Consider the following 23,490-nt stretch of genomic DNA (forward strand, 5'->3'; position numbering starts at 1 on the left):
TTGATTATTTTAGCCGCCAATGCTAAACTGTTAGTTCAGAAAGGGCGGTAATAACTATGTTTTCAACGACAGACTACGACAAATTACAACAAATCATGGCAGAAAGTCCACAGAAAAAAGAACTTCTCACACGACTCCTGGAGTCCCATCGCATGGACATCAGCACCATCAGTCACGAAATCCGTAACCCATTGACGCTCGTATACAGCACCTTGCAATTAATTGAATCCCAGCATCCGGAAGTATTAACCTTTCCTCATTGGGAAGGAATGCGGCAAGATATTGAATATATGAAGCAGTTATTAGAGCAGCTCTCCTCATATAACAATGGCGAGCGTCTGGAATGCGCTTCAACAGATGCACGAACCTTTTTGAGAAAGATCGCGCTATCCTTCGCTTCCACCCTTGTGGATTCACAGATTGAATTTACTTCAAAGATCCCTACCACGCTTCCACCCGTATGCATTGATCCTATGAAAATGAAGCAAGTAATTCTAAACTTGCTAAGAAATGCCCAGGATGCGGTTCTTTCATGCCCGGATAAGGATCATGCGGCCATCTCTTTGTCTGCTGCCTTCCAAAACCAGCAGGTCGTTATTACTATATCCGACACTGGCTGTGGCATCGCGCCAGAAGACCTGTCCACAATATTCGAGCCATTCATAACCCATAAGCAAAACGGCACTGGCTTAGGCCTTGCAATAGCCAAGCGTATCGTTTCGGCCCATCACGGTTCTCTAACGGTAGAATCAGTATTGGATAAAGGAACTGTCTTCACGCTTACGCTTCCAGTACAGCAGGATGCATAGCAGGAATCCCGTCACCAATCCGCCGATATGAGCCATATTGTCAACTCCTCCGCTAGAGTATCCATAATAAAGCGTAATAAAAATCATAAAGACAATGCCTCTGCCCGATATATCGCCGATCCGACCTCTGTTGCGGATTGCTACATATAATAAAGCACCGATAATTCCAAAAATTGCTCCCGAGGCTCCGGCAGATATGGCATAGTCTGCCAAGCGGATGTCCCACCATGAGGACAGGATATTTCCACCCAGACCGCTTAGAATATATATAACCAAAAACCTGATGCTGCCAATCTCGACTTCCAGGTTCCAGCCGATCAATGCCAGCGTAATCATATTGTTAAAGAGATGCTCAAAGCCAAAATGAAGAAACATGCTGGTAAACATCCGGTAGTATTCTCCCTGTTCGGTAATAAAGGGTACATACATTGCCCCATGTTCCAGCATAAAAAGCCCGTCTTCCGTCGCGCCTTGAAAGGACAGCAAAAAGAACACTGCCACATTGGCAGCCAGTAATAAAATTGTACATGGAGCCTTCATCTTCTTGCTATTCATGTATCACTTAACCGCTTTCTGACATCTCTTCTGATTTTATTCTCTATCAGTATAGCATAAGATTGAAAAATAGTAACCTCAAAATCTATTCTTTATTGATTATTCACAGATTTTCTTTCTCTATCTCATCAATAAGCCCCTGGATCATGCCCAGTTCCTCTTCCAGTATATCCGCAATTTCCTCTGCCGAACAGCCCTTTTTTAATTTTTTTCTGATTAAATTTTTAATGGCTTCCTGTTTTCCTATTTCTCTTCCTTCCTGCCTTCCTTCTTCCAATCCTTTCTGTCTTCCTTCTTCCAGTCCTTCCTGCCTTCCTTCTTCCAGCCCTTCCTGCCTTGCCTCTTCTTTGTCGTAGTACCTTTCTTCCCATGCCTGCATATACTTCACCCCTACTTCTTCACTGGCTTTTACCTTACGCACACGGTTATGGATACGCTTAATCCGTTCGCTGTCCATATCTGCAGCCACTTCATCCGTAGTGTCTTCCACATAACGCAGGAATCCCACTAGTTCTTTGGATACCTCGCCATCATTCTTTCCCCGGGTATTCAGAAATATGCGGACCGCTCCATCTTCAAGGCAGCATTCGGGCTCTTCCAGGCATCCAGCACGAAACGTGTACACATATCTGCCATATCCAAACAGGTCGAATGGAGTGATTATAATAATATACGAATTATTTAACTGGTTATAATCCGGAATTCCCGGTTCCAGAAGGCCTGCGTCTATCATAGACTGGTAATATCTGCTGCGCTTTGCCAAGTCCGTCCTTTTTTTCTGCTGCATTTCGGTGTTGTAAACTGACTTTTCTTCATCCATGGCGTATACATCCATCCGAACTGCACGCAGATGCGGCGATACCCTCAACTCTTTTTCCGTCTCATTTTGTTCCAGCAAAGGAATATCCCTTCCAAAGATAATACTGAGAATATCCTGATGTGTCTGCGGATCTTCCAGCACTTCATCAAACAGAAAACGGTTCGTAAGGTTTAACTCTTTTAATGGTATCAAATCTTTTGTTTTCCCCATATGTTTCTCCTTTATTTTACCACAATCTGATTCCTCTTAACAATCCATTTTCCAGATTGTATTTATAGTTCTTCTTCCTCTATATGCAGCCCATCCCAGTCGCCCCACTTAGGTTTTTTATGCTTATTGAGAAATCGTTTCACAGGCGTCCACAGGTTTTCTGTTTCTTTCATAATGGAACTTCCCATCTCCTGTTCCGTAATCCAGTCATGTTCCTTTGTATCATATTCCATTTCTTCTATCTCCTCTACTGTTTCTTCCTTTTCAGGATGTTTCAGGCATTCTGCCATAATCTTTTCCAGGCTGTAATTCTCTTCCATTGTGGCCTTATGAAGCAGAAAAACCAGGCGGACGCACTCCTGGTCTTCATAATCCCCCTGCCTGACAAAATACTCTGTCAATGTATGAAACTCTTCCCACAGGTCCTGATCTGCCAGAGGATAATAGCAGAAAAAGAATCTGCTCTCCTCATAGAAGATATATTCCGGCTTCAGCAAGATACAATGTATATTCAGCAAATACGCCTCCACTTCTTTAATAACTGCCTTGAACTGCGTCAGAAACAGCTTAAGGTCCTCTCCACTGATCTTGCTTCGCTCATACATTGCTTTCATGGAAACTTTCCCACTGACATCATAATCATAATAACTGCTGCCGTTCATTCCTCTTGCGCCAACCTTCAGAATCCCATCCAGCGAACTCGCCTTCAGCATCCGTATTTGATAGTCTTCTTGATATAAGGTATGTTCTTCAATTGTAATCTTACGTTCCATCTTCACTTCTCCTTCAACCTTTGCATATCCCTAATACGCTTCTCGGGTTCTGTGACTGCCGCCCTTTTTACCACGGATATCTTCATGCGCCCGTGGAAAGCAATAGCATACACTTCAATCTCGTCCTTTCCGACCATCACATTCGCCCGAGCATTGCTGGTCAGAATACACTTCCCTTTTACCCTCTGGACGAAAAGGCTTTCCAACTGTCCTGCCTTTACCCCGTCCTTTTCCCGCGCTTTTGTGCTGCCTGCCACAGCCGTCTCATATGCCGCGCCAGTTAAGATGAGTTTGTCATGGTAATAAAAAGACGCCAGGATGCAGCCCATAATCAGAAAAAGGATCATTGGCATAAGAAATGACAATTCTACCGTCAGGCTGCCTTTTAAGCAGCTTCTGCTTTTTACCCGCTTTTTCATTTTTCTATATGACTCTTCCCCCATTTATCTTCCCCCTGTCAGCACGCTAAGCAAATATCCTGCCGCCAGAAAAGGAATGAATGGAATCGTATGTTTTCTAGACATTTTCTTTGCCGTCAGACAAATCAAAGAGGCCGCAGCGAGGAGGCAAAATGTCCCCGCCAGCACATCCAGCACTCCCCACAGCCCCAGATATATTCCCAAGGCTAAAATCGCCCAACTATCTCCGTAACCAAAGCCTTCCCGCGTAACCTTGCTGACCAGGAGAAACAGAATTCCTACGCCAGCGCCACCTGCTGCCATCCACAGATCCGCCTGCCTTGTTATCCCCTGATAGACTAATGCTGCAATGCTCGCCATGACCAGGATATCCACAGGTATCCTTCGGAAATGAATGTCAATCACAGAAAGGCTTAGCAATATACCCATGCAAAACACCTGGCTTATTTCCCACATCTTGAGCAAGCCCCCTTTCCTATTACCTCTGACAGCGGCACTGCATAGACGGTTCGCTTTAGGCCGCTGCAGGATAGCGAACTATGGTAACGGTCGCCGGTATCTGTGATATACACCCCGCCTACAGTTCCTTTCATACAATGCTCGCATGGATGATACTTTCCACCGCCTTCATTTCTTAAAGCTTCTATCTCCGACTGGGGCACCATATGTATGGATAGTTCCAGGTGCGTACAGTGGTAATCACGGTGATACACCAGCCCAGTTTCCGTTACATAGACCGTATCATCGTCCTCACGTCCAAATCCCTGCTTCTCATAGCCTGTCCAAGCCTTGATACGCAGTTTTTCTTCGTGCTTTGCCGGCGGGATACCAAATACAGGGAGCGGGACGCGTATCTCATATGATGCCACCAATTCTCCGATTCCCGTACGGGGCGACATTCTGGACTTGTCACAGTGGATCCCTCCGCTGCCTCCTGATACGATACTCCTTTCCAGCCGATCCTGGCCGATCGAATTCACAACATCGCTCTCTATGCGGTAAGGCATTATGACCGCCGTGCTGCTGGCTTCATCTGCCGCTTTCTTTCCGGCTGCCTGGAGCCCGCACCGGACGGAGGCCTGGATTGCCATCGTCTCCATCAGATACAGAAGACTCACAATTGCGAGAAAAAACAGCGGAACCGCCATCGCCGCCTCCACGGTTACGCTGCCTTTCTTAGAGGCGGATGCAGATGTCCTCCCGGTCAAGACAGAATAGATAGGTTCTAAGGGGAGTATTTTACTATTCATGGTACGAATCCTTCTCCTTTCTTTTATTTTTAACTTTTTGTTGGATGAGTGCCTAAGAATCCGGAAAGACATCTGCATCCGCCTCTACTGATATCCAAAATAAGTTGGAAATTCATAATGGATTCCTCTTCTTAACCTGCAGACTGATCGAAACTCTACCCTGCTGATACACAAGTCTGCACGAAAGTATGCCTGTCCATATACTTTTCTCAGATTCTGCTCAATGATTCCAAGTGCCCGTAATCCAGATGTCTGTTTGGGCGCCAGAAAAAGCAGCATCCTCAGATAGTCTTTATATTCAAGGCCTTCCGGCGCATCGGCTCCTTCTTTCGTATCCTCTTGCGTCCCCAGAGTAAGAAGCGAAGATAACTGGAGCTGCCAGGTTTCCCTGGACTTTACCAGCGGCACGCGGTTTCCCTTTAGCATAGACCGAAGATCCATCACCGTCTCTCCGTAGGCCCATGCCAGAAGAATCGCCTGGGCAGCAGCGCCCGTGATGGCAGGGATGGCAAGAAGCGTGCACAGCGTTGCGGCCGCCGCCTCTGCTTCTGCCTTCATCTCTCCATCCGTTTGAATATACGCATAATTAGGAACGAACCTAAGCATCATTAATTTTCTTGCTACCTTCTCCAGATTCTCTTTGTCACTGCCTGCACCCGCCAGGATATACTCCAATTCATAATCTAAGGCTCCTCCCTTTCCTTCATCTGTAAAGGATGAGAAATTCTCCAGCAGATATTCTCCGAAAAGGAGAGAAGATACAGTTCCTCCCGCCTCCGCCACATCGGAAAAATCTCCATATCCCTCCTGCCTGGCTCTAGCGGAGAGCATTTCCTTTTCATTGGCGTGCTTTTCTGATAATGCCCTGTCTTTGGGCAGTATCAGTTCCAGCAATGGCTGGGCCTTCAATCGACCTACATGGTCAATGGGGTTCTCCTCTTTAGGCAGTTCGCTGTCATTTAAGGCCAACAGATCTTCCAAGCCTTTTTGGGTTTCAGCTTCCTCCTTTGCATACTCTGCTCCTTTATCCTGCTGCTGTCCCCAGACGGAAGTCATCCCCAGCATATCCTTGACCGAATCTATTCCATACTTGTGCTCCATATATGCGGTAATCTGATCAAAGAAAGATTGACAGCCCTGGTCCGTAAGGAACTGTATCCGCTTTATCTCCTGTTCCATATTTCCCGCACCATAATACTCTAAACGCTTCATCAAGTTCGACTGCTCATATTGCCCTGTCTCATAGCTTCCGTCCAGTGCAAATATATGGTACTCGTCCAGCAATTCTTTCTGGTATTCTGCGAACATGCACTCGACTGCCCGATTCATATCCGCCCGTCTGTAATTCTTCGCCATCTGTATCGAGGCGCTTTCCATCAATCCCCCTACCAATGTTATAAAGAGGATGAAGACCAGGCTTAAATATGCTGTCACTTCTCCGCGGACTAGATACCTGAACTTTCGCTGGTTATCTTCTGGAAGATTGTCTGCACCAGGCTGGTAAGCTGGGACTTGAATATAATGACCAGCCCAATCAGCACCACCAGTATCAATATAACTTCTACGACTCCGATTCCTCTCTTTTCTCTTAATACTTGCGATATATACCATATTTTCCACATACACGTTCTCCTCCTAAGTTTATCTCTGCTTCCGGCCTCACATCTGCTCGTTCGCTAGCCTGTTCCTTTACTGGCATACGCTAGATCTGCATAGATAGAAACGCAGGCACTATGACTATGATCAGCACGATTGCCAGCATCAAGAACATGGGAAGCAGCAATTTCGTGCCTGCCTCTTCTCCCAGCCTTTTTGCCCTGGCTTTGCGTTCTTCGAAAGCCTGGATAGATTCCAGCCGTAATAGATGAGTGAGGCCTTTCGTTCCCTTACGAAGATTCTGTGACAGCAGCGCCCCTAATCTGATATAAGGCTGTGCGTTGCATCTCCTTCCGAAATTCTCATAGCTTTCTGTCTCCATAACCCCGCTTTCCATCTCGTAACACGCCTTTTTCATCTCTTCATATGCATGTCGGGCATTTCCATCTGTCTTATGCCGTTCATAATCCTCCACTACTTTTTTCCACGCTCTTTTTACAGTCATGCCTGCCCCCAGGAATAAAGTCAGCTTATTGACAATTTCCGGATAGTCCAGCATCATCTGCCGCTTCTTTTCTTCTCCTTCCTTCCGAATGTTCTGCTGCTTTAGGGCATACAGCAGGATGGCGATCAATATTGCCATCACGATCAGGACCAGTCCCCGGTAGTCCATCTTCTTATAATAGGTGGCTGCCTTTCCTTGAATCTTCTCCGGAAGCAGCCATACCCTTTTGGTCTTGCTGTCTGCCTCCCGCTTCATAATTTCCTGCATGACCTGCTGCCCCTTTTGTTCTTTCCCGGTCAAGGCCTTCGGAACTATATTTGCTATGCACTCATATAACGCCTGTTCCTTCGGATCTTCACTATAGGTAAGGACAGCGCTTAGTTTTACAAGCGTCCCTTCCTGATCCAGCGCGTTCTCCTGCAGCTCTCCCCTGATATTCATCACATCATAACGTTCCAGCTCCCACTCGACTCCTACCGGCTCGCCCGGTACCTGCGTAACAAGGTCCATGTCATATTCTATCCTGTCCAGACTCTCATTTTTCCCGAGAATCAGTCTGTCCAGTCTACGCATTACTCTCTGGAATAATTCCCGGACCTCTTCTTTGCCATATTGCTGCTCGGATACTTTAATCTCCACAGGTATCTTTTCTGCCGCGCCTTCCAGCAATACCTCCAGCATCTCCGTGCTTGCGCCCTGCCCATGGCTGTTCCTTACAATTTTCCCCACTGTCCTGGCAGACGCTGACATGTAATCCACAAACAGCAGGAGAATTCCCGCCAGCAGGATGGCGCTTACTGCCAGTATCTTTATACCTCGATCCTTATGATTCTTGCTCCAAGATAATATGCGCCCAAATATATTGCCAGGCATGCCGACATCACCCCGATTCCCATTATGTTCCCATACAGGCTGTCCATAAATTCCGGGAAACTTAATGACATATAGCCGATAATCGCATACGGGATTGCCGCCATTACCCGAAACTCATACTTCTTAGCCGCCAGCACGGTATCTATCTCTCTTTTCACATCAATCTTGTCCCCTATCTGGTTTGCTGTATTACGGATAATAGAAATCATATCTCCTCCGCTTTTTCTTGCAACTGCAAATACTGCCACGAAGTTCTCCACATCCTCCAGCCCGGACCTTCCGGCAAACTCCTCCAGGATCTGCTCCATTGGCACGTGAAGCCTTAGTTGTCTTGCCATCACCAGAAATTCTCGTGATATTCTCGCATCCTCAGGGTACAGAAGCCTTAATTCCTTCTGCGCCTCAAGAAGTGAATTCTCTACAGAATATCCTGTATTCAGAGCCGATGCCATGGCTTGGATTGCTTCTTTGAACTGCAGCAGGAATTCCTGATCTTTCTTGCGAGCCACTTCTTCTGCCATCATCTTAAAATGCCAGGCCCATACAGGCAGCAGTGGCAGCAGCATCCAGAATGAACGATAGTACAGCCAGGCGGTCACTAAAGTAACTGCGCCTGACTTAATTATGATCATCGCAAGTTCCCTCTTGGTCATATCCGGCCATCTTAAGTTTCTGATCGTTCGTAATCTCATGTATCTTCCTCCAATTCCCTGTAACCTTCCCTTCCTTCTCTCCTTCTTCTTCATACTTATACAATAACTGGAGACATATCTTTCCGTCCTCATATCCCAGAACCTCCGACACTTCCAGTAATTTTCGGCTCTTATCCTGCAGTCTCCCAAGATGGACGATGATATCAATGCCCGAGGCAATCTGCCTTTGAATTGCCGGCAAGGGAAGATTCATTCCCATCAATACCATCGTCTCCAGCCTGGAAAGCATATCTGCCGTACTGTTGGCATGGCCGGTACTAAGACTGCCATCGTGTCCAGTATTTAGGGCCTGCAGCATATCGATCGCCTCCGCTCCCCGGACCTCGCCCACAATAATCCGATCTGGGCGCATTCTCAGGGCCGACTTGATCAGATCGCGGATCGTCACGGCGCCTGTCCCCTCCACATTGGGATTCCTTGCCTCAAGGCTTACCAGATTGGGGATTTCCTGCAATTTTAATTCTGCGTTGTCTTCAATGGTTATAATTCTTTCATCCTTTGGAATATACTGCGATAATGCATTTAAGAAAGTGGTTTTCCCGGAACCGGTCCCTCCACTTATGAATATGTTATATCCGGCTGCCACCAGGGTGGCCAGAAAAACAGATATTTCTTTGCTGATGGAATTCCATGCAATCAGCTGATCCATGGTAATGGCATCTTTTCCAAATTTTCTTATCGTAACAATAGGCCCGTTCACTGCCACTGGCGCTAGCACTACATTGACCCGGGAGCCGTCGGCCAGCCTGGCATCCACGATGGGAGATGCTTCATTTACCAGACGGTTAGAGCCCGCTACGATCTGCTGGATGACATCTTCCAGTTTTTCCTTCGACAGGAACCGCTTGTCCGACTTATAGATCCTGCCATCCCGTTCAAAAAAGATACTTTTGGTGCCGTTAATCATGATCTCTGTAATTCCTTCATCTTCCAGAAACTCTTGAAGCAGGTCCAGCTTGCGGAATGCATTGAATAGTTCCTTGCCCAGTTCCGTCTTCCGTGAAAGAGAAAGATATTCTTCTGAAGACGCTTCCTGGAGAACCCGGTAGATCAATTCCGTCAGTTCCTCATCTTCTATCTCCCTGGTCATATCCAGTTCTTCCAGGATCCTGGCGTGCAGCTGTTCCGCCTGTATCATCGCTCCAGCTCCTTTTTCACCAGTTTCTTCTTCACATCCTCATAGCCAAGCAGCCTTAGTTCCTCTTCAAACTGGAACAGCTTGGCCCTGGCAGCCGGATCATTAGCCACGGGCACCATCACTTCCGTACATTGCCTGAGAACTCCATAGACATCCTGTATTCCTTCATCTATATCCAATATCAGGACATCATAGATGGCGCACTGCTCAATCTGCATAAGAAGGCTCGTCCATTCCTTGGACGTGACTGCCTTTATGTCTTCGGATACCCGGAACGGGAGCAGATAGTCCTGTGATTCCATATGCTTTGCCAGCGTGGTAAGGATCATTCCGAAGTTCCGGCTTTCCTGGCGGGAATAGTAGATCAGATCTGCCAGCGTCTGCCCTTCCTCTGGAAAATGACCGCCGATCCCCCCATACAGTTCCATGTTGATATACAGGACATTATAAGATACGGCCAGTTCCTTTCCCATTTCCAGTCCATAGCCGGTCTTTCCCGTGCGGTGTACCGGCGAGAAAATCCCGATGATCCGCATCTGCCTTTTCTTTGCCGCTTGGAGAAATAATCCTTCTTCTCCTTTTAGGCCGCATTGGCAGATGACCTCAGCAAGAATGGCCTCGCCCGACTGATATCGGTATACCGGGACTTCTAAAGGCCCGGTACTCGCGCTTGCCGTCTCTGTCAGGACGAATACGCTTCCTGCCTGGATCTCCTTTCTTATCTCCTGCGTATAGCCGCTGCTGATAAGAAGGATATCAATCGCTTCCTCCTGCTGAATCCTCCGCACTTGTCCCGGATCGCTGCACACTTGCACTTGCAGCGCGAGTTCCTTTTTCTTTGTCAGGTATGCCGCAAGCGCAGAGGCATACTTCTCTTCCTGGTCGCAAATAACCAGACTCCTGCTCACATAAAATCCCTCCTCTGTTGCTGTCTTATCATGTCTGTGTGATCTTCCGCCGATATGGCATAGAATCTATTAATAGAATTAGATAATCAGATACAAGTCACCAGATGTAACTTGTAGGACGATTATAAACCACATATTTCCTGTTTGTCCATCCCTTTTTTAAAAAAGGCAAAACTTTGTGCAACCCTTACAAAATCTGGTAGATAGTAATGCCGTAAAGAAGCGCGACCCCTGGGATTCCAAAGACTCCGGACGTCAAAAATGTTACTGGATTCATGCCAACCTGCGCAGAGATCCCCTTAGAAGCCAAAAACTCATTTACAAAAAAAATAATTGCAATACCTATGATTGCCCGTACTAAAAAATTAACCAAAATATGAGATTTCTGTTCCGGCATACTCACCCTCCCAAATTCTTTCCTAATTCCATATATATCCTCGTATCTGGTATTTTATTCTTCAAATCTGCCTATACTAGAAAAAAGAAAACCAAGCGATACAGCAACGGAGGTGGATTATGAGATTATTTGAGCGAGGAAGTGCTGCCGAAGAAGATGTATACAGGCGCTTATCCTTCGATCCCCAGTGCGATACTTTGATTGAAGAGATCGCCCAGGCAAGGCAGGAAATCGAAGATGCATACAACAACTTCCAGAATGCTTCAGACCCGGACTTGATCGACTGCTATATCTACAAAGGCAATGCTGCCTGGAAACGCTACCGTTTCCTTCTGCGGCAGGCCAAGATGATTTCATAAGCATAGTTTTATAAGCAAGAATAAGGAAAGGGAAGCTTCCGGCCGGTCAGGCCAGGAGCTTCCCTTTCCTTATTCTTGCCAGGCTTACAGCCTGATGGTAATCTCTCTTTGCGTGCGGTGGTACTGATGGTAATTCACGCCCGCCGCATCAAACATCCGCATGGATGCCTTCACAGAGGATGTATCTTCATATTTATTGCAATCATAGATCACTTCCTTAATCCCGCTTTGAATGATCGCTTTGGCGCATTCGTTGCATGGAAAGAGGGACACATAAAGTTTCGCTCCTTCCAGGCTACCGCCCCGGTAGTTAAGGATCGCATTCAATTCGCTATGCACCGTATATACATATTTGGTCTCCAACGGGTCGTCCCCTTCCCTCTCCCATGGGAATTCATCATCAGAGCATCCCATCGGCAGTCCATTATAGCCCATGGACAGAATCTTGTTATCTTGGCTTACGATACAGCAGCCAACCTGTGTATTCGGGTCTTTGGAACGCATGCCGGATAACATGGCTACGCCCATAAAATACTCGTCCCAGCTGATATAGTCTTTCCTCTTGCTGCCCATATGCTTTACCTCCTTACCGTAGATATGTCATTACTTGGTTCCAAAGATACGGTCTCCCGCATCCCCCAGCCCCGGCACGATGTATTTCTGCTCATTCAGATGATCATCCAGAGCCCCAATATACAGATCCACATCCGGGTGTGCCTTTGTCATCCGCTCCACGCCTTCTGGCGCCGCAATGATGCACATGAACCGGATATTCTTCACACCCTTGTCCTTCAGCATCTGGATCGCCGCAACGCTGGATCCGCCGGTAGCCAGCATGGGATCTACCACGAAGACTTCTCTTTCATCACAGTCAGCCGGAAGCTTGCAGTAATACTCCACCGGCTCAAAAGTCTCGGGATCACGATACAGGCCAATATGCCCTACTTTTGCGGCAGGTATCATATTCAGTATGCCGTCCACCATGCCGATTCCCGCTCTCAGGATTGGCACTACCGCCATCTTTTTTCCACTTAATTCCTGCCCCACCGTCTCGCAGATTGGTGTCTTGATCTTTACATCCTGAAGTTTCAGATCCCTTGTAGCCTCATAGCACATCAGTGCCGCAATCTCTCCCACGACTGCCCTGAAATCCCTGGATCCTACATTCTCCTGACGGATATAGCTGATCTTATGCTTAATCAGCGGATGATCCATGATCTGTACGTTAGACATCTTTTCTTCCTCCTCATTCGTCCTTATTATTTATTAGTGTTTATATATGAATCACGTGATGTCCGGCTGCCTTCAGCAGGCGATTCATAATCGCGCTCCCAATCCCTCCTGTGGCAAATGCCTCGCTGTAGATATAATCAACGCCGTCATTGTCAAATTCCCGCAGGATGCCATAGAGGCTTCCCGCTATCGTCGCTTCATCCTCCCTGGTTCCTATGCTCTTTACATCTCCTGACGGATAGCATTCTACCGTCTCCTCGGTTCCAATGATCCCCACCTTCAGGCCTTCTTCCAGCTTTTCTGCCGCCAGGCTGTTGATCTTGGCAATTACCTCTTTGATCTCGCCTTCTACAATCGTCAATTCCGCTTTCGGCGCATAATGCCTGTATTTCATGCCCGGAGCTTTGGGAGCCTTTTTACTGTCCGGCGTTATCAATGTCTTGTCCACGGACACTTCGCCGATCAGTTCCGTCAGCATTTCCCGGGTAATGGCGCCGGGGCGGAGGATCATCGGCGGCACAACCGTCATATCCAGTATGGTAGACTCCACGCCTATGTCCACAGGGCCTCCATCAATGATCATATCAATCTTCCCGGTCATATCTTCTTCCACATGCAGGGCTGTCGTAGGGCTTGGCCTTCCCGATGTATTCGCGCTGGGGGCAGCTATATAGCCGCCTCCTGCATCAATCACTTCCCGGGCTATCTCATGGCTTGGCATGCGGACTGCCACCGTATCAAGACCGCCGGTAGTTCCATATGGGACAATGCCGCTCTTATCAAAGATCATGGTAAGCGGTCCCGGCCAATACTTGTCGGCAATAACCTTAGCCGACTCCGGTATGGAGGAGGTAATCTTTGCAAGGTCATCCATGCTGGTTATATGGATGATTAAAGGATTGTCGGATGGCCTTCCCTTGGCAGCATATATTTTTTGCGCCGCGTGCTCATTCAGCGCGTCTGCTCCCAGTCCATATACGGTTTCTGTCGGAAATGCCACCAGGCCTCCTTCTCTTAATATGCGTCCGGCTTCTCTTATAATATCTGTATTTATTTTGTTTTTATCTATTTTCTCTATTATTGTTCTCATAGATTTCATTATACTACACTCTACTTCGACAGACAAGTTTGGATTCCCTGAGTAATTGCTTCTGCCAGCTGCTGCTGATACTCCTTCGTGACTAATTTTTCCGCCTCTTCGTTGTTGCTCAAGAATCCGCATTCTACAATGACTGTCGGAACCTCCGTTCTCTTAAGAATATAGTATGTATCATTGGCCTTTGCCTGCCTGGTATTATCGCTATCCACGGCCAGCAGCGCTTTCTGCATGATTACCGCCGCCTTTTCTCCATCGCTGGAATGGGAGTAGTAGAATACCTGGGCTCCATGGATTCCCTCCTCATGATAACTGTTCTGATGAATGCTGACTACCATTGCCGGCTTCGTCTTATTGATCACATCGACCCGTGCCTTCATATCCTGGATCTTCTGATTCTGGTCGCTTTCCTTAGCCAGCGTAGCATCCTCCTTACGGGTCATGACTACGGTCACGCCCTCTTTTTCCAGAAGCTTCTTGACCTTCTTGGCAATCTTTAAGTTGATGTCCTTCTCCAATGCATCATTCACTCCGATTTTGCCCGGATCGCTTCCGCCGTGTCCCGCATCTATGACTACGGTAGCATTTCCTTTCTTCACATCTGCGCTGGATACATATTTCTCCAAATTCTTGCTGACGGCCAGCAGCCCTGCCAGCGCCAGTACCAGGACTGCGAACTCTACTTTTTTACGCAAAAAAATACCTCCTGACAGTCTATATATTGTTTAAATATATGACTGCCGGAGGTATTTTATATTTTATTTCACTAATTTACGTATTTTAATATCAGATTCCAGATGTCCGGATTCTCTTGTCCCAAAGCCCAGGCTGCCGTACCGGCAAGTTTATTCTCTTTCATCAGCTGCAGCTTAGGCTCGATAGATTTCTCATCCTCCAGCCATATCTCGTATGTCACATTATCTACGGTCCATGTGGCATAGTTCTGCTGCGCCTTATCATCCCAGGTAATCTCTGCCCCGGCCTGAGCCACCTGGTCGCTTGCGCTGGTCATTCCCAGGGCCTGGCTGTCCACATTCATGGTATATTCCGCGGCATCCGTTCCTGCCTGGCTTGCCAGTTCTTCCTCCGTCTTCGGAGTCTCCGACCATAGCCTGGTAAAGAACGGGATTCCACTGATCACCTTTTCAGCCGGAACTTCCTTGAGCGTCTCCTCGATGCCTTCTTTTACAAAATTATAAGAAGAAACCGGGCCTGCCTCCGGCGAGCCTGCAAAATGCTCATCATAACCCATGATAATCACGTAATCTGCAACGATTCCCTGCTCCTTACGGTCATATTGCATATTATAGCCCTTAGGAACATAATTGTCGACAGACAGCACGATTCCATTCTGCCGGCATCTCACAGACAATTCGCGGATAAACTGTATATAATGCTCTCCGCATTCTTCTGAAATCTTTTCAAAATCAACGTTGATTCCATCGATTCCCACGCGCAATGCTTCGGAAATCAGCTGGTTGATCAAATTCTCCCTCTTAGAGGTATAACTCAGCAATGCATAGGATTCATCATAGGAGTTGATTCCCCCGTCAAAATCCCTGATAGTCGCCCACACTTCTATGTTGGCCTGATGTGCATAATTTACATAATCCGCGGAAGCTATGGAGTCCATATTCCCATCCGTATCTTTTACATGGAACCAGGTTGGCGCAATTGTCGTCAGACCCTTACTCTCTGCAATCTTCTGCAGCACGCTTCCATTTGCGTCACTGTTGGTCACGTTGTGCCATGCCATGTTGATCGTATAATCCTTGGAAATACTGGTAAATTCCTGCTCTTCGAAATCTCTGGATATCGTCTTGGTCTCTTCATTCTTCAGGTCTTTGTTCCTGACATATCCGATAAATCCGTCCTTCGTGCGAACCTTCTTCCAGTTTTCCTCGCTCTCTACGATCGTAACTTCGTCCTTTTTCGATACTTCGGCAAGGATCGGACTCTTGACTCCGCCCTGATAGCGAACCTGAGTGTCTCTTTTTATTGTTGCCACTGTAGTCTTTCCCCAGTCGCTGACGATCATGACTCTGCTTGGATTATCGTAAACCTCATACTCCATATTGGTATACTGGCTGATAAAATCAAGTGCGATATATGCCGTGCTTCCTTCGGTCTTTAGGATGACGTAGTCTTCGCTTTTCTTATCCTTCGACACCATATAGTCCTTGCTGCCTACTTCGACGGAAACCATGTCTTTTGGAAGCGTGTACAAGAGGATATTCTCATCAGGATCCCAATAGAATCTGCTGTTGATGTATTTCCTTACGACATCATACTGGATATATGCCTTGCCATCCGCAATCATGCCATGGGGTTCTACGACCTGATTATTAACGGTAATAGCCAGCTGTCCTTCCTGTTCAATCCCATAATACTTTTTCAAATCATACTTTTCTTTTGAAGGACTGTATCGTTTCCATAAAAATGCTGCCACAACAGCTAATATCGCTAATATAATCACAAGGAATATCTTGATTCCCAAGTTTCTCTTTCTTCTTCTCTTGGATTGGGGCCCTCTCGCCGGCGTCCGCTTGCTTCCCGGTCTCCCGGACTGCGATCTTCTCGCCTGCTGCCTTCTGGCCTCCTGCTGCCTTCCTGTCTCCTGCTGTCTTCTGGCTTCCTGCTGCCTTCCCGCATCCTGCTGCCTTCTGGCATTCTGCTGCTTTGTCGTATCCCGTCTGCCTGTCGCGGTTCGGCTTCTTGCTGTGCCAGTTCTTGGCGTCCCCGGCCGGCTTGTGCTTCTTGTTCGGTCCGGAGCTGTGCGGCTTCTTCTTTCTCTTTCTTCCATGCTGCACCTCCTACTAGACCTTATTATAGCAAAAGCATTGACACACGTCATTATTTATTTCGACATTTTATTGATTTTTCGGGGTATTTGCGTTTCTTCGTTTTTCTGGTTTTCTTCAGTTCTTACGCCTTGGAAGTCCAATTCGATAATATCGCCCTCATCGTCCAGTATATAGTCCCTCATATAAGTCACACCCTCCCGCATCTGGTGAGCCTGGACTATCTGCATGGGGCTTGCAGGTATTCCCTCCATCTTCAGGTCTATCTTTTTCTTCTCATAGCCTGTCAATTCCTGGAACATCCTTCTTAAATCTTCTTCCTTCCCCATGTACTAGCCTCCTTTTCAATGCCATATGATAACTACGGCTGCGATTGCATATAATAATATAAAAGGAGATACTCGTGATACATTTCCGCCATATATGCCACAGCTGGTAAATATAGAAGATAGTTTTGGCATTATAGTGCTTTTCCATAAGTTCCTCTAAAAAATAATGTGATAATTATGCCTGAAACGGCAATCTCTGATTTGTCTATGATAGATTCGCAGATCGTCTTACATTGAGACATTAAGATAAAAATAAAATTAAGAAATTCTCCCTCCTTTGTTCTAAGAACGTAGCTATCAGGGAAAACTATCTTCTAGTATCGTCATTATATCCGATAGATTCAGCGAAATCAAGCACTTTTTTATTTTATACTTATTTTATTGAACATCCCATATTTTCTATGCTATACTAAATTAGAAGGAAGTGATGAATATGAAGATTGAGAAACTCAACGACAATCAGATACGCTGCACTTTGACACGTGCCGATCTGGCTGCACGCCAGCTTCAGTTGAGCGAACTGGCCTACGGAACCGAAAAAGCGAAGTCACTTTTCCACGATATGATGCAACAGGCAGCCTTTGAATTTGGATTCGAAGCAGAAGATATTCCTCTTATGATAGAAGCAATACCTGCTTCCGCTGATTCAATCGTGCTGATAATTACTAAAGTCGAGGATCCAGAGGAACTCGATACCCGTTTTTCAAAATTCGCTCCGTCACCGGATGGCGACTGGGATACTAAGAAGAAGGATGCCCCCGCCAAACTGGAAGGCGCTGAGACATTGCTGGATCTGTTAGGCAAGGTCAAAGAAAAACTTGGCACGGCCGAGACGGCGGAAACTGTCAATGAAGAGCAGTCATCCAAAGCACCCAAGACCACCTTGCGGCTGTTCTCATTTGCAACAATGGATTATGTGTTAAAGGCCGCGCGCCTGCTTAGCACGATGTACTCTGGTTCCAATACCCTATACAAAGATCAAGTCGAAGACGTGTATATCCTTGCGCTGACACAGTCAGACCTGACCACTAACGATTTCAACCGGATATGCAACATGCTTTCAGAATATGGATCTTTGGAAAAGGCTTCCGGCGCTACACTGGCATTTCTGGAAGAGCATTGCGAGGTTCTCGTATCTGCCAACGCAGTTCAAAAGCTTGCGGCAGTTTAATCTGCGGGTTACAATATCCGCGCTTATATGTCAAATAACAAGAAAAGATGCACGGGCTTGTCCCGATGCATCTTTTTGTTATTTGCTGTCATATTATGCATTCAAGAATGCATTGATCTTTTCGACCAATAAATCAGCATCTATACCATGAACCATTGCAGCCTCTGCCAGAGACTCTCCCTGAGAAGCTGGTCATCCAAGGCAATGCATTCCAATTTCCTGAAGGATTGGTGCAATTCCCGGGTTCATGAAAAGTGCTTCTCCGATAGTTGTATCATTAGAAACCTGTGCCATCTTAACGCCTCCTTTTCTCTTCAGTGTTTCCATTATAGTAGGTTTTTATCATTGTGTAAACATTTTCTGCAAATTTATTCTTAATATTTGACTTCTTAAAAGTCAATAACTATTTCGGTTTTTTTCGACAAAATCTAATTTTTATTATAACTTCACAAAACATCCGTTCTTTTATTTGCCTTGAATAATCCCCCGTTTTTGATACTTTTTATGTGGATAATGTGGATAAAATTTCTAAAACATCATTTTTTCCACCTTTTTTGGCTATTTCAATGTGGAAAACTTGGATAAGTCGTTTTTCCAGTATTTTACATTTTTTTACAATTTTGTACAATTTGTACATTCACCTGACAAAGTTTTTAATCATGGAAAAGTCCCGGGATTTTTCCTGGGACTTTTCTTCTCATAATTCGTGTATATTCTAAATTAGTCTTCTTACTGTAATAATGCTTGTGTAAGTGGCAGGCAAGATTCCGATACCTCTGGAACTGTTGATCGCATTTACAATCTGGCCATCTCCCATGTATATTCCCACATGGCCATCATACAAGATGATGTCTCCGGGAATTGCCTGATCATAACTTACAGGCGTCCCTACATTCTCCATATCCCACGTTGTACGTGGAAGACTGATTCCAAAATGGGCGAACACAGACTGTACGAATCCGGAGCAGTCAGCCCCATTTGTAAGGCTTGTACCTCCCCAAACATAGGGGTTGCCAATAAACTGACAGGCATAGTCCACAATGGCTTGTCCCGTACCGGCCTTTGCACTCGCTTCTTCTTCGGCCTTCGCGGCTGCCTCGCTTGCTTCCTTCTCAAGCCTTGCTGCTTCTTCTTCTTTGGATTCAGCATAAGTAAATGCTTCATCAGGACTTTGGGTTCCTGAATTCTGTACCATCTCCTGCGCCTTTTGCTCTGCGTTCTTTCCTATTAATATATAGTCGGAATACACATAGCCTGTTACTGAGCCCGACTGGACCTGCGTCCATTCGCCTACCGGCCCGATAATCTTAGCGGCATAATCAGGATACAGCTTGCCTACCCACTCACTGTCCGTCGTCGGCTCGCTTCTTATATAAAGAAACGATTGGACATTGGCGAACGCCATATCTAAATACTCACCCTTCTGCGTTGGTACCAGGTAATCTTCTACTTCAATCTGCTTATCAGATAAGTAGCAGTCACTTAGTACCTCCTCGATTCCCACCTGCGGCATTATATTGTCAGTTACTGTATCTGAAGCCTTTACCGTGGCAGGAAATGCTGTTATAGCTCCTGTAAAAGTAACTAGGAACAATCCTTTCCTAAGAATAGAATCCATAAACTCCCTCCTTTATGTTTTCTTATCTTTAGTAAATGTTACAGAATTGTTACATATGTTACGTTGATATTATATCATGTGTGCCATCAATGTCAACCCTATTTATCAATAATATTCTCGTCATATTATGCGTTTTTATGCGAAAATAATACTCTTTTTTCACTTCTAATTATTACAAATTGTTACATCTTGGAATTAATCGTTGACAGTTGCTCCATTCTGTTCTATAATAATCACAGTAATTATTATCATTATCGAAAGGAGGGCACAGATGGCAAATTTAAAATACAGCAGGCAACGAGCTTCTATTAAAGAATATCTGGCCAATACCACCTCGCATCCAACTGCTGATACCGTATATCTCCATGTCAGGGAAGAGTTCCCGCGAATTAGTCTCGGTACAGTATACCGCAATTTAAACTTATTGGCAGATATGGGGGAGGCCATTAAGATCTCCACTCCTAACGGCGGCGACAGGTTTGACGGCAGAACTGAGCCTCACTATCATGTTGTGTGCACATCCTGCGGCAATGTATTTGACCTGGAACTGGATGAGCAGCACATCCAAGGCATCAACGCACTTGCCAATGAGCATTTCCAGGGAACCATAGATTCCCACACGACTCTGTTTTATGGAACTTGTAAAGAGTGTCTGGAAAAAAGTAAATAAAATTAAAAATAGGGATTGACAATTAGAATCAACTGTGGTAAATTAATATCAGTAACAATTACTAATATCAATAATTAAAAATTTAAATAAGAAAAGGAGAGTTTTATTATGAAAAAATTTGTATGTACAGTATGTGGTTATGTTCACGAGGGAGACACAGCACCAGCTGAATGTCCAGTATGCCATGTAGGCGCTGATAAGTTCAAGGAGCAGACAGGAGAGAGAGAATGGGCTGCAGAGCATGTTGTAGGCGTTGCTCAGGGCGCAAGCGAAGATATTATGGCTGACTTAAGAGCGAACTTCGAAGGAGAGTGCTCAGAAGTAGGAATGTATCTTGCAATGGCAAGAGTTGCTCATAGAGAAGGATATCCGGAGATCGGCTTATACTGGGAGAAGGCTGCTTACGAAGAGGCAGAGCATGCATCTAAATTTGCGGAACTGCTTGGCGAATGCGTAACAGACAGCACCAAGAAGAATCTTGAGATGAGAATCGATGCTGAGAATGGCGCAACAGCTGGCAAATTTGATCTGGCTAAGCGCGCAAAGGCTGCTAACCTGGATGCTATCCACGATACAGTGCATGAGATGGCAAGAGACGAGGCTCGTCATGGCAAGGCATTCGAAGGCCTGTTAAAGAGATATTTTGGCTAAGATATAAAAAATCATTTCCAAAATCATACAAATAGAGATATAATGATATCAGATATATTTTAACAGCGGGGTGCGGCACTTAAAGGCTGCACCCTTAAATTTCACAAAGGAGGATTTAAATATGTCAAAATACGCAGGAACCAAGACAGAGAAGAACCTGATGGAAGCATTTGCAGGCGAATCGCAGGCAAGAAACAAGTATACTTATTACGCATCCGCAGCAAAAAAGGCTGGATATGTACAGATGGCTAATATCTTTGAAGAGACCGCAGGTCAGGAAAAAGAACACGCTAAGATGTGGTTCAAGGAATTCCACGGAATCGGCGATGTAGAAGCTAACCTGGAAGATGCCGCTGCTGGCGAGAATTTTGAGTGGACGGATATGTATAAGCGCATGGCAGAAGAGGCAAGAGAAGAGGGATTTGAAGAACTTGCCAAGAAGTTTGAGGGCGTTGCAGAGGTAGAGGCCGCTCATGAGAGACGCTATCGCAAGCTGCTGGAAAGCTATAAGGCAGGCGCAACTTTTAAGGGAGAAGCTCCTCTTGGCTGGAAGTGCGGAAACTGCGGATATATCTTTATCGGCGAGGAAGCTCCGGAAGAATGTCCGGTATGCGCTCATCCTAGAGCATATTTTGAAAGAAAAGTTGAAAATTATTAAAACTGGATAACAACCAAAAGCCCGTTAAATGCATTCGCTTATAGCTGCATTTAACGGGCTTTTGGTTTGAATTCTGTATTTATTTCCCAGTTCTCTTTGTGAGAATCATCCCGCTTCTTAACAGAATCGGACGTAGCGCATTGTACAGGCATGCTACCAGAACCGTAGAGATCACGGCATTCACAAAAGTAGCTGCTGTACTCCACTTTGCCAGCACTTCCGCCATTTTCTGAGGCTGACCCAGTATATACATTTTATAGAAATATCCTACGATCGGATCAGCCACCACATTAAATCCTAATCCTGCAACAGCGGCAATCACGCTCCACTTAAATACATATTTCTTATCGCTGCTATCATTGATACGCGCGATTCTGTGCGCTACCAGTCCTACGATCAGGCCAATGCACATCTTTAATAGGAATGTCTTTGGCGCCCCTGTTATATAGATGGGGTCCATGAGATCCGCAACGCCCATGCCTATGGCACCCGCAAGCCCTCCATAAGCCCCGCCTAAAAGTAATGCAGCCAGCACGCAGAATGCGTTTCCTATATGAATGGATGTGGCATCTCCACCGGGCATAGGGATCTTGATCTGCAGATATGTAAATGACACGTAGCAAAGCGCTGCCAAAATCGCTGTCTGCGCAAGTTTTATTACCGTCTGATTCTTTTGTTCCATAATGATGACTTCCTTTCTCTTATAACTGCACCCATACTATCACCAAAGTGGTCATGTAGAAATGTCCAGTTATTTAGTTTTTAACCAGTCCAGTTGTTTCCATAATATAAATTTTAAGATAATGCTTGATTTTTACGAATCAAGGGTATAATATACACATATAGATAATGTAGTTTTAAAAACTACATGTTGCATTTTTTATTCTTATCATCTAGGAGGCGGTATTATGGCACAGATTATCAAAAAACACATCAAAGACCCTGGAAGCGCAATCACACATTTTATCGGAATGCTGATGGCAATATTCGCAGCAGTCCCATTATTGATAAAGGCGGCTCATGAGCCCAGCAGGATATACATCATATCCATTACGGTGTATGCGATAAGCCTGATATTATTATATGCGGCCAGCACGACTTACCATACATTTGACAGATCCGAGCGAATCAACACAATCCTTAAGAAGATTGATCATATGATGATCAGCGTGCTGATCGCAGGCAGCTATACTCCTATCTGCCTGCTGGTTCTCAAGGGCAGGACGGGAATTATCCTGCTTAGCATTGTATGGGGAATTGCAGTGATTGAGATGCTGATCAAGGCATTCTGGGTATTCTGCCCGAAATGGGTTTCCTCCGTACTGTATATCGGGATGGGCTGGACCTGCGTGCTTGCATTCACCCAGATACTTAACGCCTTATCGCCGGCAGCCTTTGGATGGCTTCTGGCTGGCGGAATCATCTATACTGTAGGCGGTATTATCTACGCGTTAAAACTTCCATTCTTCAACACCAGGCACAAGAATTTTGGAAGCCATGAGATTTTCCACCTGTTCGTAATGGGCGGAAGCGCATGCCACTTCATCTTAATGTATGCATTCATACTGTAGATTTAAAGGGGACGAATCGGGCTTTAATGCCCTACTTCGTCCCCTTTTCTGCGCGGCCGCTTCTTAACAATTCTTCTTTTGCCCTGCGGGTCATATGCTTGATGGCATATTCCCGTTTCATCGCTTCTTCCTTCGTCTCGTATTTCTCATAGTAGATGAGTTCAACCGGACGCCTGGATTTAGTATATTTGGCGCCTTTTCCGTCATTATGCGCCTTAATCCTTTTGTCTATATCATTCGTCCATCCTGTGTACAGGCTGTTATCCCTGCATTTAAGTATATATGTATAGTTCATGTATCCGTCTCCCTTTAGACCCATTTACACCTTTATTATAGAAAGATGTCCCGCAGATGTCAAATAAGGACG

The 23,490-nt window shown here is 45.7% G+C and carries 30 protein-coding genes; 7 read left to right on the plus strand and 23 right to left on the minus strand.

Going from position 1 to position 23,490, the window contains the following annotated elements; all coding sequences use genetic code 11:
• The first annotated feature begins 56 nt into the window (after positions 1-56).
• Positions 57-809: a sensor histidine kinase gene (locus tag K0036_RS18565; protein ID WP_025641077.1), complete on the plus strand. Its 753-nt coding sequence runs from the start codon at positions 57-59 to the stop codon at positions 807-809.
• On the opposite strand, the gene K0036_RS18570 is transcribed toward K0036_RS18565, so the two are convergent.
• The 13 genes from K0036_RS18570 to K0036_RS18630 all read right to left on the minus strand — a co-directional run bounded on the left by K0036_RS18570 (position 750) and on the right by K0036_RS18630 (position 10,966).
• The gene (locus K0036_RS18570; RefSeq protein ID WP_025641076.1) at positions 750-1,364 is read right to left on the minus strand and encodes a rhomboid family intramembrane serine protease; all 615 of its coding nucleotides are present in this window, start codon (positions 1,362-1,364) and stop codon (positions 750-752) included. The two genes, K0036_RS18565 and K0036_RS18570, sit on opposite strands and share 60 nt — an antisense overlap.
• A gap of 103 nt (positions 1,365-1,467) precedes the next feature.
• Positions 1,468-2,394, minus strand: a complete 927-nt coding sequence (locus tag K0036_RS18575; RefSeq protein ID WP_220430388.1) for an Rpn family recombination-promoting nuclease/putative transposase — start codon at positions 2,392-2,394, stop codon at positions 1,468-1,470.
• A 62-nt stretch (positions 2,395-2,456) separates the two neighbouring features.
• On the minus strand, positions 2,457-3,167 hold the full coding sequence (locus K0036_RS18580; protein WP_220430389.1) for a DUF6382 domain-containing protein: 711 nt from the start codon (positions 3,165-3,167) through the stop codon (positions 2,457-2,459).
• 2 nt (positions 3,168-3,169) lie between these two features.
• The gene (locus tag K0036_RS18585; protein ID WP_025641071.1) at positions 3,170-3,610 is read right to left on the minus strand and encodes a TadE family protein; all 441 of its coding nucleotides are present in this window, start codon (positions 3,608-3,610) and stop codon (positions 3,170-3,172) included.
• Complete coding sequence (locus K0036_RS18590) at positions 3,611-4,042, minus strand: prepilin peptidase (protein WP_025641070.1); 432 nt, start codon at positions 4,040-4,042, stop codon at positions 3,611-3,613.
• On the minus strand, positions 4,030-4,836 hold the full coding sequence (locus K0036_RS18595; protein ID WP_025641068.1) for a TadE/TadG family type IV pilus assembly protein: 807 nt from the start codon (positions 4,834-4,836) through the stop codon (positions 4,030-4,032). The genes K0036_RS18590 and K0036_RS18595 overlap by 13 nt, the downstream gene beginning before the upstream one ends.
• Positions 4,837-4,920: 84 nt before the next feature.
• A complete protein-coding gene (locus K0036_RS18600; RefSeq protein ID WP_220430390.1) occupies positions 4,921-6,213 on the minus strand; it encodes a DUF5702 domain-containing protein in 1,293 nt (430 codons plus the stop codon).
• 68 nt (positions 6,214-6,281) lie between these two features.
• A complete protein-coding gene (locus K0036_RS18605) occupies positions 6,282-6,458 on the minus strand; it encodes a Flp1 family type IVb pilin (protein ID WP_220430391.1) in 177 nt (58 codons plus the stop codon).
• Positions 6,459-6,538: 80 nt separating this feature from the next.
• The gene (locus tag K0036_RS18610; protein WP_227036167.1) at positions 6,539-7,810 is read right to left on the minus strand and encodes a hypothetical protein; all 1,272 of its coding nucleotides are present in this window, start codon (positions 7,808-7,810) and stop codon (positions 6,539-6,541) included.
• Complete coding sequence (locus K0036_RS18615) at positions 7,747-8,502, minus strand: type II secretion system F family protein (protein WP_330627171.1); 756 nt, start codon at positions 8,500-8,502, stop codon at positions 7,747-7,749. The genes K0036_RS18610 and K0036_RS18615 overlap by 64 nt, the downstream gene beginning before the upstream one ends.
• Positions 8,429-9,661, minus strand: coding sequence for a CpaF family protein (locus tag K0036_RS18620; protein ID WP_220430392.1), 1,233 nt, complete (start codon positions 9,659-9,661; stop codon positions 8,429-8,431). Before K0036_RS18620 ends, K0036_RS18615 begins: the two co-directional genes overlap by 74 nt.
• On the minus strand, positions 9,658-10,569 hold the full coding sequence (locus K0036_RS18625) for a hypothetical protein (protein WP_220430393.1): 912 nt from the start codon (positions 10,567-10,569) through the stop codon (positions 9,658-9,660). Before K0036_RS18625 ends, K0036_RS18620 begins: the two co-directional genes overlap by 4 nt.
• A 187-nt stretch (positions 10,570-10,756) precedes the next feature.
• Positions 10,757-10,966 carry a pro-sigmaK processing inhibitor BofA family protein gene (locus tag K0036_RS18630; protein ID WP_025641053.1) on the minus strand — a complete coding sequence of 70 codons (210 nt, stop codon included), beginning with the start codon at positions 10,964-10,966 and terminating at the stop codon, positions 10,757-10,759.
• Between the two features lie 119 nt (positions 10,967-11,085).
• Between K0036_RS18630 and K0036_RS18635 the strand changes: the two genes are divergently transcribed.
• The gene (locus K0036_RS18635) at positions 11,086-11,325 is read left to right on the plus strand and encodes a YaaL family protein (RefSeq protein WP_025641051.1); all 240 of its coding nucleotides are present in this window, start codon (positions 11,086-11,088) and stop codon (positions 11,323-11,325) included.
• 84 nt (positions 11,326-11,409) lie between these two features.
• Here K0036_RS18635 and K0036_RS18640 read toward each other — a convergent pair whose 3' ends face one another.
• From K0036_RS18640 to K0036_RS18665, 6 genes are all read right to left on the minus strand, one after another.
• Positions 11,410-11,898 (minus strand): deoxycytidylate deaminase, encoded by a 489-nt coding sequence (locus tag K0036_RS18640; RefSeq protein ID WP_173694739.1) that lies wholly within the window; start codon positions 11,896-11,898, stop codon positions 11,410-11,412.
• Positions 11,899-11,928: 30 nt separating this feature from the next.
• Positions 11,929-12,558, minus strand: a complete 630-nt coding sequence (upp, locus tag K0036_RS18645) for a uracil phosphoribosyltransferase (protein ID WP_025641049.1) — start codon at positions 12,556-12,558, stop codon at positions 11,929-11,931.
• Between the two features lie 40 nt (positions 12,559-12,598).
• A complete protein-coding gene (locus tag K0036_RS18650; protein ID WP_220430394.1) occupies positions 12,599-13,657 on the minus strand; it encodes an L-threonylcarbamoyladenylate synthase in 1,059 nt (352 codons plus the stop codon).
• Between the two features lie 11 nt (positions 13,658-13,668).
• Positions 13,669-14,349: an N-acetylmuramoyl-L-alanine amidase gene (locus K0036_RS18655; protein WP_220430395.1), complete on the minus strand. Its 681-nt coding sequence runs from the start codon at positions 14,347-14,349 to the stop codon at positions 13,669-13,671.
• 71 nt (positions 14,350-14,420) lie between these two features.
• Positions 14,421-16,457 (minus strand): glycosyl hydrolase family 18 protein, encoded by a 2,037-nt coding sequence (locus tag K0036_RS18660; protein WP_259283351.1) that lies wholly within the window; start codon positions 16,455-16,457, stop codon positions 14,421-14,423.
• A 54-nt stretch (positions 16,458-16,511) separates the two neighbouring features.
• Positions 16,512-16,784 carry a hypothetical protein gene (locus K0036_RS18665; protein WP_025641042.1) on the minus strand — a complete coding sequence of 91 codons (273 nt, stop codon included), beginning with the start codon at positions 16,782-16,784 and terminating at the stop codon, positions 16,512-16,514.
• 433 nt (positions 16,785-17,217) lie between these two features.
• Here K0036_RS18665 and K0036_RS18670 point away from each other — a divergent pair, with 433 nt between their 5' ends.
• Positions 17,218-17,955 carry an adaptor protein MecA gene (locus K0036_RS18670; protein WP_025641041.1) on the plus strand — a complete coding sequence of 246 codons (738 nt, stop codon included), beginning with the start codon at positions 17,218-17,220 and terminating at the stop codon, positions 17,953-17,955.
• Between the two features lie 93 nt (positions 17,956-18,048).
• Here the strand turns inward: K0036_RS18670 and K0036_RS19620 are convergent, their stop codons facing one another.
• Together K0036_RS19620 and K0036_RS18680 are read right to left on the minus strand one after the other, a co-directional pair.
• A complete protein-coding gene (locus K0036_RS19620; RefSeq protein ID WP_081702078.1) occupies positions 18,049-18,249 on the minus strand; it encodes a DUF1858 domain-containing protein in 201 nt (66 codons plus the stop codon).
• A 421-nt stretch (positions 18,250-18,670) separates the two neighbouring features.
• A complete protein-coding gene (locus tag K0036_RS18680) occupies positions 18,671-19,573 on the minus strand; it encodes a C40 family peptidase (protein WP_025641040.1) in 903 nt (300 codons plus the stop codon).
• 271 nt (positions 19,574-19,844) lie between these two features.
• On the opposite strand from K0036_RS18680, the gene K0036_RS18685 reads away from it, so the two are divergent.
• From K0036_RS18685 to rbr, 3 genes are all read left to right on the plus strand, one after another.
• Complete coding sequence (locus K0036_RS18685) at positions 19,845-20,243, plus strand: Fur family transcriptional regulator (protein ID WP_025641039.1); 399 nt, start codon at positions 19,845-19,847, stop codon at positions 20,241-20,243.
• 108 nt (positions 20,244-20,351) lie between these two features.
• A complete protein-coding gene (locus K0036_RS18690; protein ID WP_220430396.1) occupies positions 20,352-20,894 on the plus strand; it encodes an NADH peroxidase in 543 nt (180 codons plus the stop codon).
• 121 nt (positions 20,895-21,015) lie between these two features.
• A complete protein-coding gene (gene rbr, locus K0036_RS18695; protein WP_009248400.1) occupies positions 21,016-21,552 on the plus strand; it encodes a rubrerythrin in 537 nt (178 codons plus the stop codon).
• A gap of 79 nt (positions 21,553-21,631) precedes the next feature.
• On the opposite strand, the gene K0036_RS18700 is transcribed toward rbr, so the two are convergent.
• Positions 21,632-22,234 (minus strand): ECF transporter S component, encoded by a 603-nt coding sequence (locus K0036_RS18700; RefSeq protein ID WP_220430397.1) that lies wholly within the window; start codon positions 22,232-22,234, stop codon positions 21,632-21,634.
• Positions 22,235-22,460: 226 nt separating this feature from the next.
• Between K0036_RS18700 and trhA the strand changes: the two genes are divergently transcribed.
• Complete coding sequence (trhA, locus tag K0036_RS18705) at positions 22,461-23,123, plus strand: PAQR family membrane homeostasis protein TrhA (RefSeq protein ID WP_025641033.1); 663 nt, start codon at positions 22,461-22,463, stop codon at positions 23,121-23,123.
• Between the two features lie 31 nt (positions 23,124-23,154).
• Here trhA and K0036_RS18710 read toward each other — a convergent pair whose 3' ends face one another.
• Positions 23,155-23,418, minus strand: coding sequence for a GIY-YIG nuclease family protein (locus K0036_RS18710; RefSeq protein WP_025641031.1), 264 nt, complete (start codon positions 23,416-23,418; stop codon positions 23,155-23,157).
• Positions 23,419-23,490: the final 72 nt, after the last annotated feature.

Source organism: [Clostridium] scindens, assembly GCF_019597925.1.
In the GTDB taxonomy this organism is placed as follows: Bacteria; Bacillota; Clostridia; order Lachnospirales; family Lachnospiraceae; genus Clostridium_AP.

Bases quoted from the DNA above. Each gene is read 5' to 3' on its own strand.
- K0036_RS18565 (WP_025641077.1), top strand. From the start codon at position 57: ATGTTTTCAACGACAGACTACGACAAATTACAACAAATCATGGCAGAA.
- K0036_RS18570 (WP_025641076.1), bottom strand. From the start codon at position 1,364: ATGAATAGCAAGAAGATGAAGGCTCCATGTACAATTTTATTACTGGCT.
- K0036_RS18575 (WP_220430388.1), bottom strand. From the start codon at position 2,394: ATGGGGAAAACAAAAGATTTGATACCATTAAAAGAGTTAAACCTTACG.
- K0036_RS18580 (WP_220430389.1), bottom strand. From the start codon at position 3,167: ATGGAACGTAAGATTACAATTGAAGAACATACCTTATATCAAGAAGAC.
- K0036_RS18585 (WP_025641071.1), bottom strand. From the start codon at position 3,610: ATGGGGGAAGAGTCATATAGAAAAATGAAAAAGCGGGTAAAAAGCAGA.
- K0036_RS18590 (WP_025641070.1), bottom strand. From the start codon at position 4,042: ATGTGGGAAATAAGCCAGGTGTTTTGCATGGGTATATTGCTAAGCCTT.
- K0036_RS18595 (WP_025641068.1), bottom strand. From the start codon at position 4,836: ATGAATAGTAAAATACTCCCCTTAGAACCTATCTATTCTGTCTTGACC.
- K0036_RS18600 (WP_220430390.1), bottom strand. From the start codon at position 6,213: ATGGAAAGCGCCTCGATACAGATGGCGAAGAATTACAGACGGGCGGAT.
- K0036_RS18605 (WP_220430391.1), bottom strand. From the start codon at position 6,458: ATGTGGAAAATATGGTATATATCGCAAGTATTAAGAGAAAAGAGAGGA.
- K0036_RS18610 (WP_227036167.1), bottom strand. From the start codon at position 7,810: ATGCCTGGCAATATATTTGGGCGCATATTATCTTGGAGCAAGAATCAT.
- K0036_RS18615 (WP_330627171.1), bottom strand. From the start codon at position 8,502: ATGAGATTACGAACGATCAGAAACTTAAGATGGCCGGATATGACCAAG.
- K0036_RS18620 (WP_220430392.1), bottom strand. From the start codon at position 9,661: ATGATACAGGCGGAACAGCTGCACGCCAGGATCCTGGAAGAACTGGAT.
- K0036_RS18630 (WP_025641053.1), bottom strand. From the start codon at position 10,966: ATGCCGGAACAGAAATCTCATATTTTGGTTAATTTTTTAGTACGGGCA.
- K0036_RS18635 (WP_025641051.1), top strand. From the start codon at position 11,086: ATGAGATTATTTGAGCGAGGAAGTGCTGCCGAAGAAGATGTATACAGG.
- K0036_RS18640 (WP_173694739.1), bottom strand. From the start codon at position 11,898: ATGGGCAGCAAGAGGAAAGACTATATCAGCTGGGACGAGTATTTTATG.
- upp (WP_025641049.1), bottom strand. From the start codon at position 12,558: ATGTCTAACGTACAGATCATGGATCATCCGCTGATTAAGCATAAGATC.
- K0036_RS18650 (WP_220430394.1), bottom strand. From the start codon at position 13,657: ATGAAATCTATGAGAACAATAATAGAGAAAATAGATAAAAACAAAATA.
- K0036_RS18660 (WP_259283351.1), bottom strand. From the start codon at position 16,457: ATGGAAGAAAGAGAAAGAAGAAGCCGCACAGCTCCGGACCGAACAAGA.
- K0036_RS18665 (WP_025641042.1), bottom strand. From the start codon at position 16,784: ATGGGGAAGGAAGAAGATTTAAGAAGGATGTTCCAGGAATTGACAGGC.
- K0036_RS18670 (WP_025641041.1), top strand. From the start codon at position 17,218: ATGAAGATTGAGAAACTCAACGACAATCAGATACGCTGCACTTTGACA.
- K0036_RS18680 (WP_025641040.1), bottom strand. From the start codon at position 19,573: ATGGATTCTATTCTTAGGAAAGGATTGTTCCTAGTTACTTTTACAGGA.
- K0036_RS18685 (WP_025641039.1), top strand. From the start codon at position 19,845: ATGGCAAATTTAAAATACAGCAGGCAACGAGCTTCTATTAAAGAATAT.
- K0036_RS18690 (WP_220430396.1), top strand. From the start codon at position 20,352: ATGAAAAAATTTGTATGTACAGTATGTGGTTATGTTCACGAGGGAGAC.
- rbr (WP_009248400.1), top strand. From the start codon at position 21,016: ATGTCAAAATACGCAGGAACCAAGACAGAGAAGAACCTGATGGAAGCA.
- K0036_RS18700 (WP_220430397.1), bottom strand. From the start codon at position 22,234: ATGGAACAAAAGAATCAGACGGTAATAAAACTTGCGCAGACAGCGATT.
- trhA (WP_025641033.1), top strand. From the start codon at position 22,461: ATGGCACAGATTATCAAAAAACACATCAAAGACCCTGGAAGCGCAATC.
- K0036_RS18710 (WP_025641031.1), bottom strand. From the start codon at position 23,418: ATGAACTATACATATATACTTAAATGCAGGGATAACAGCCTGTACACA.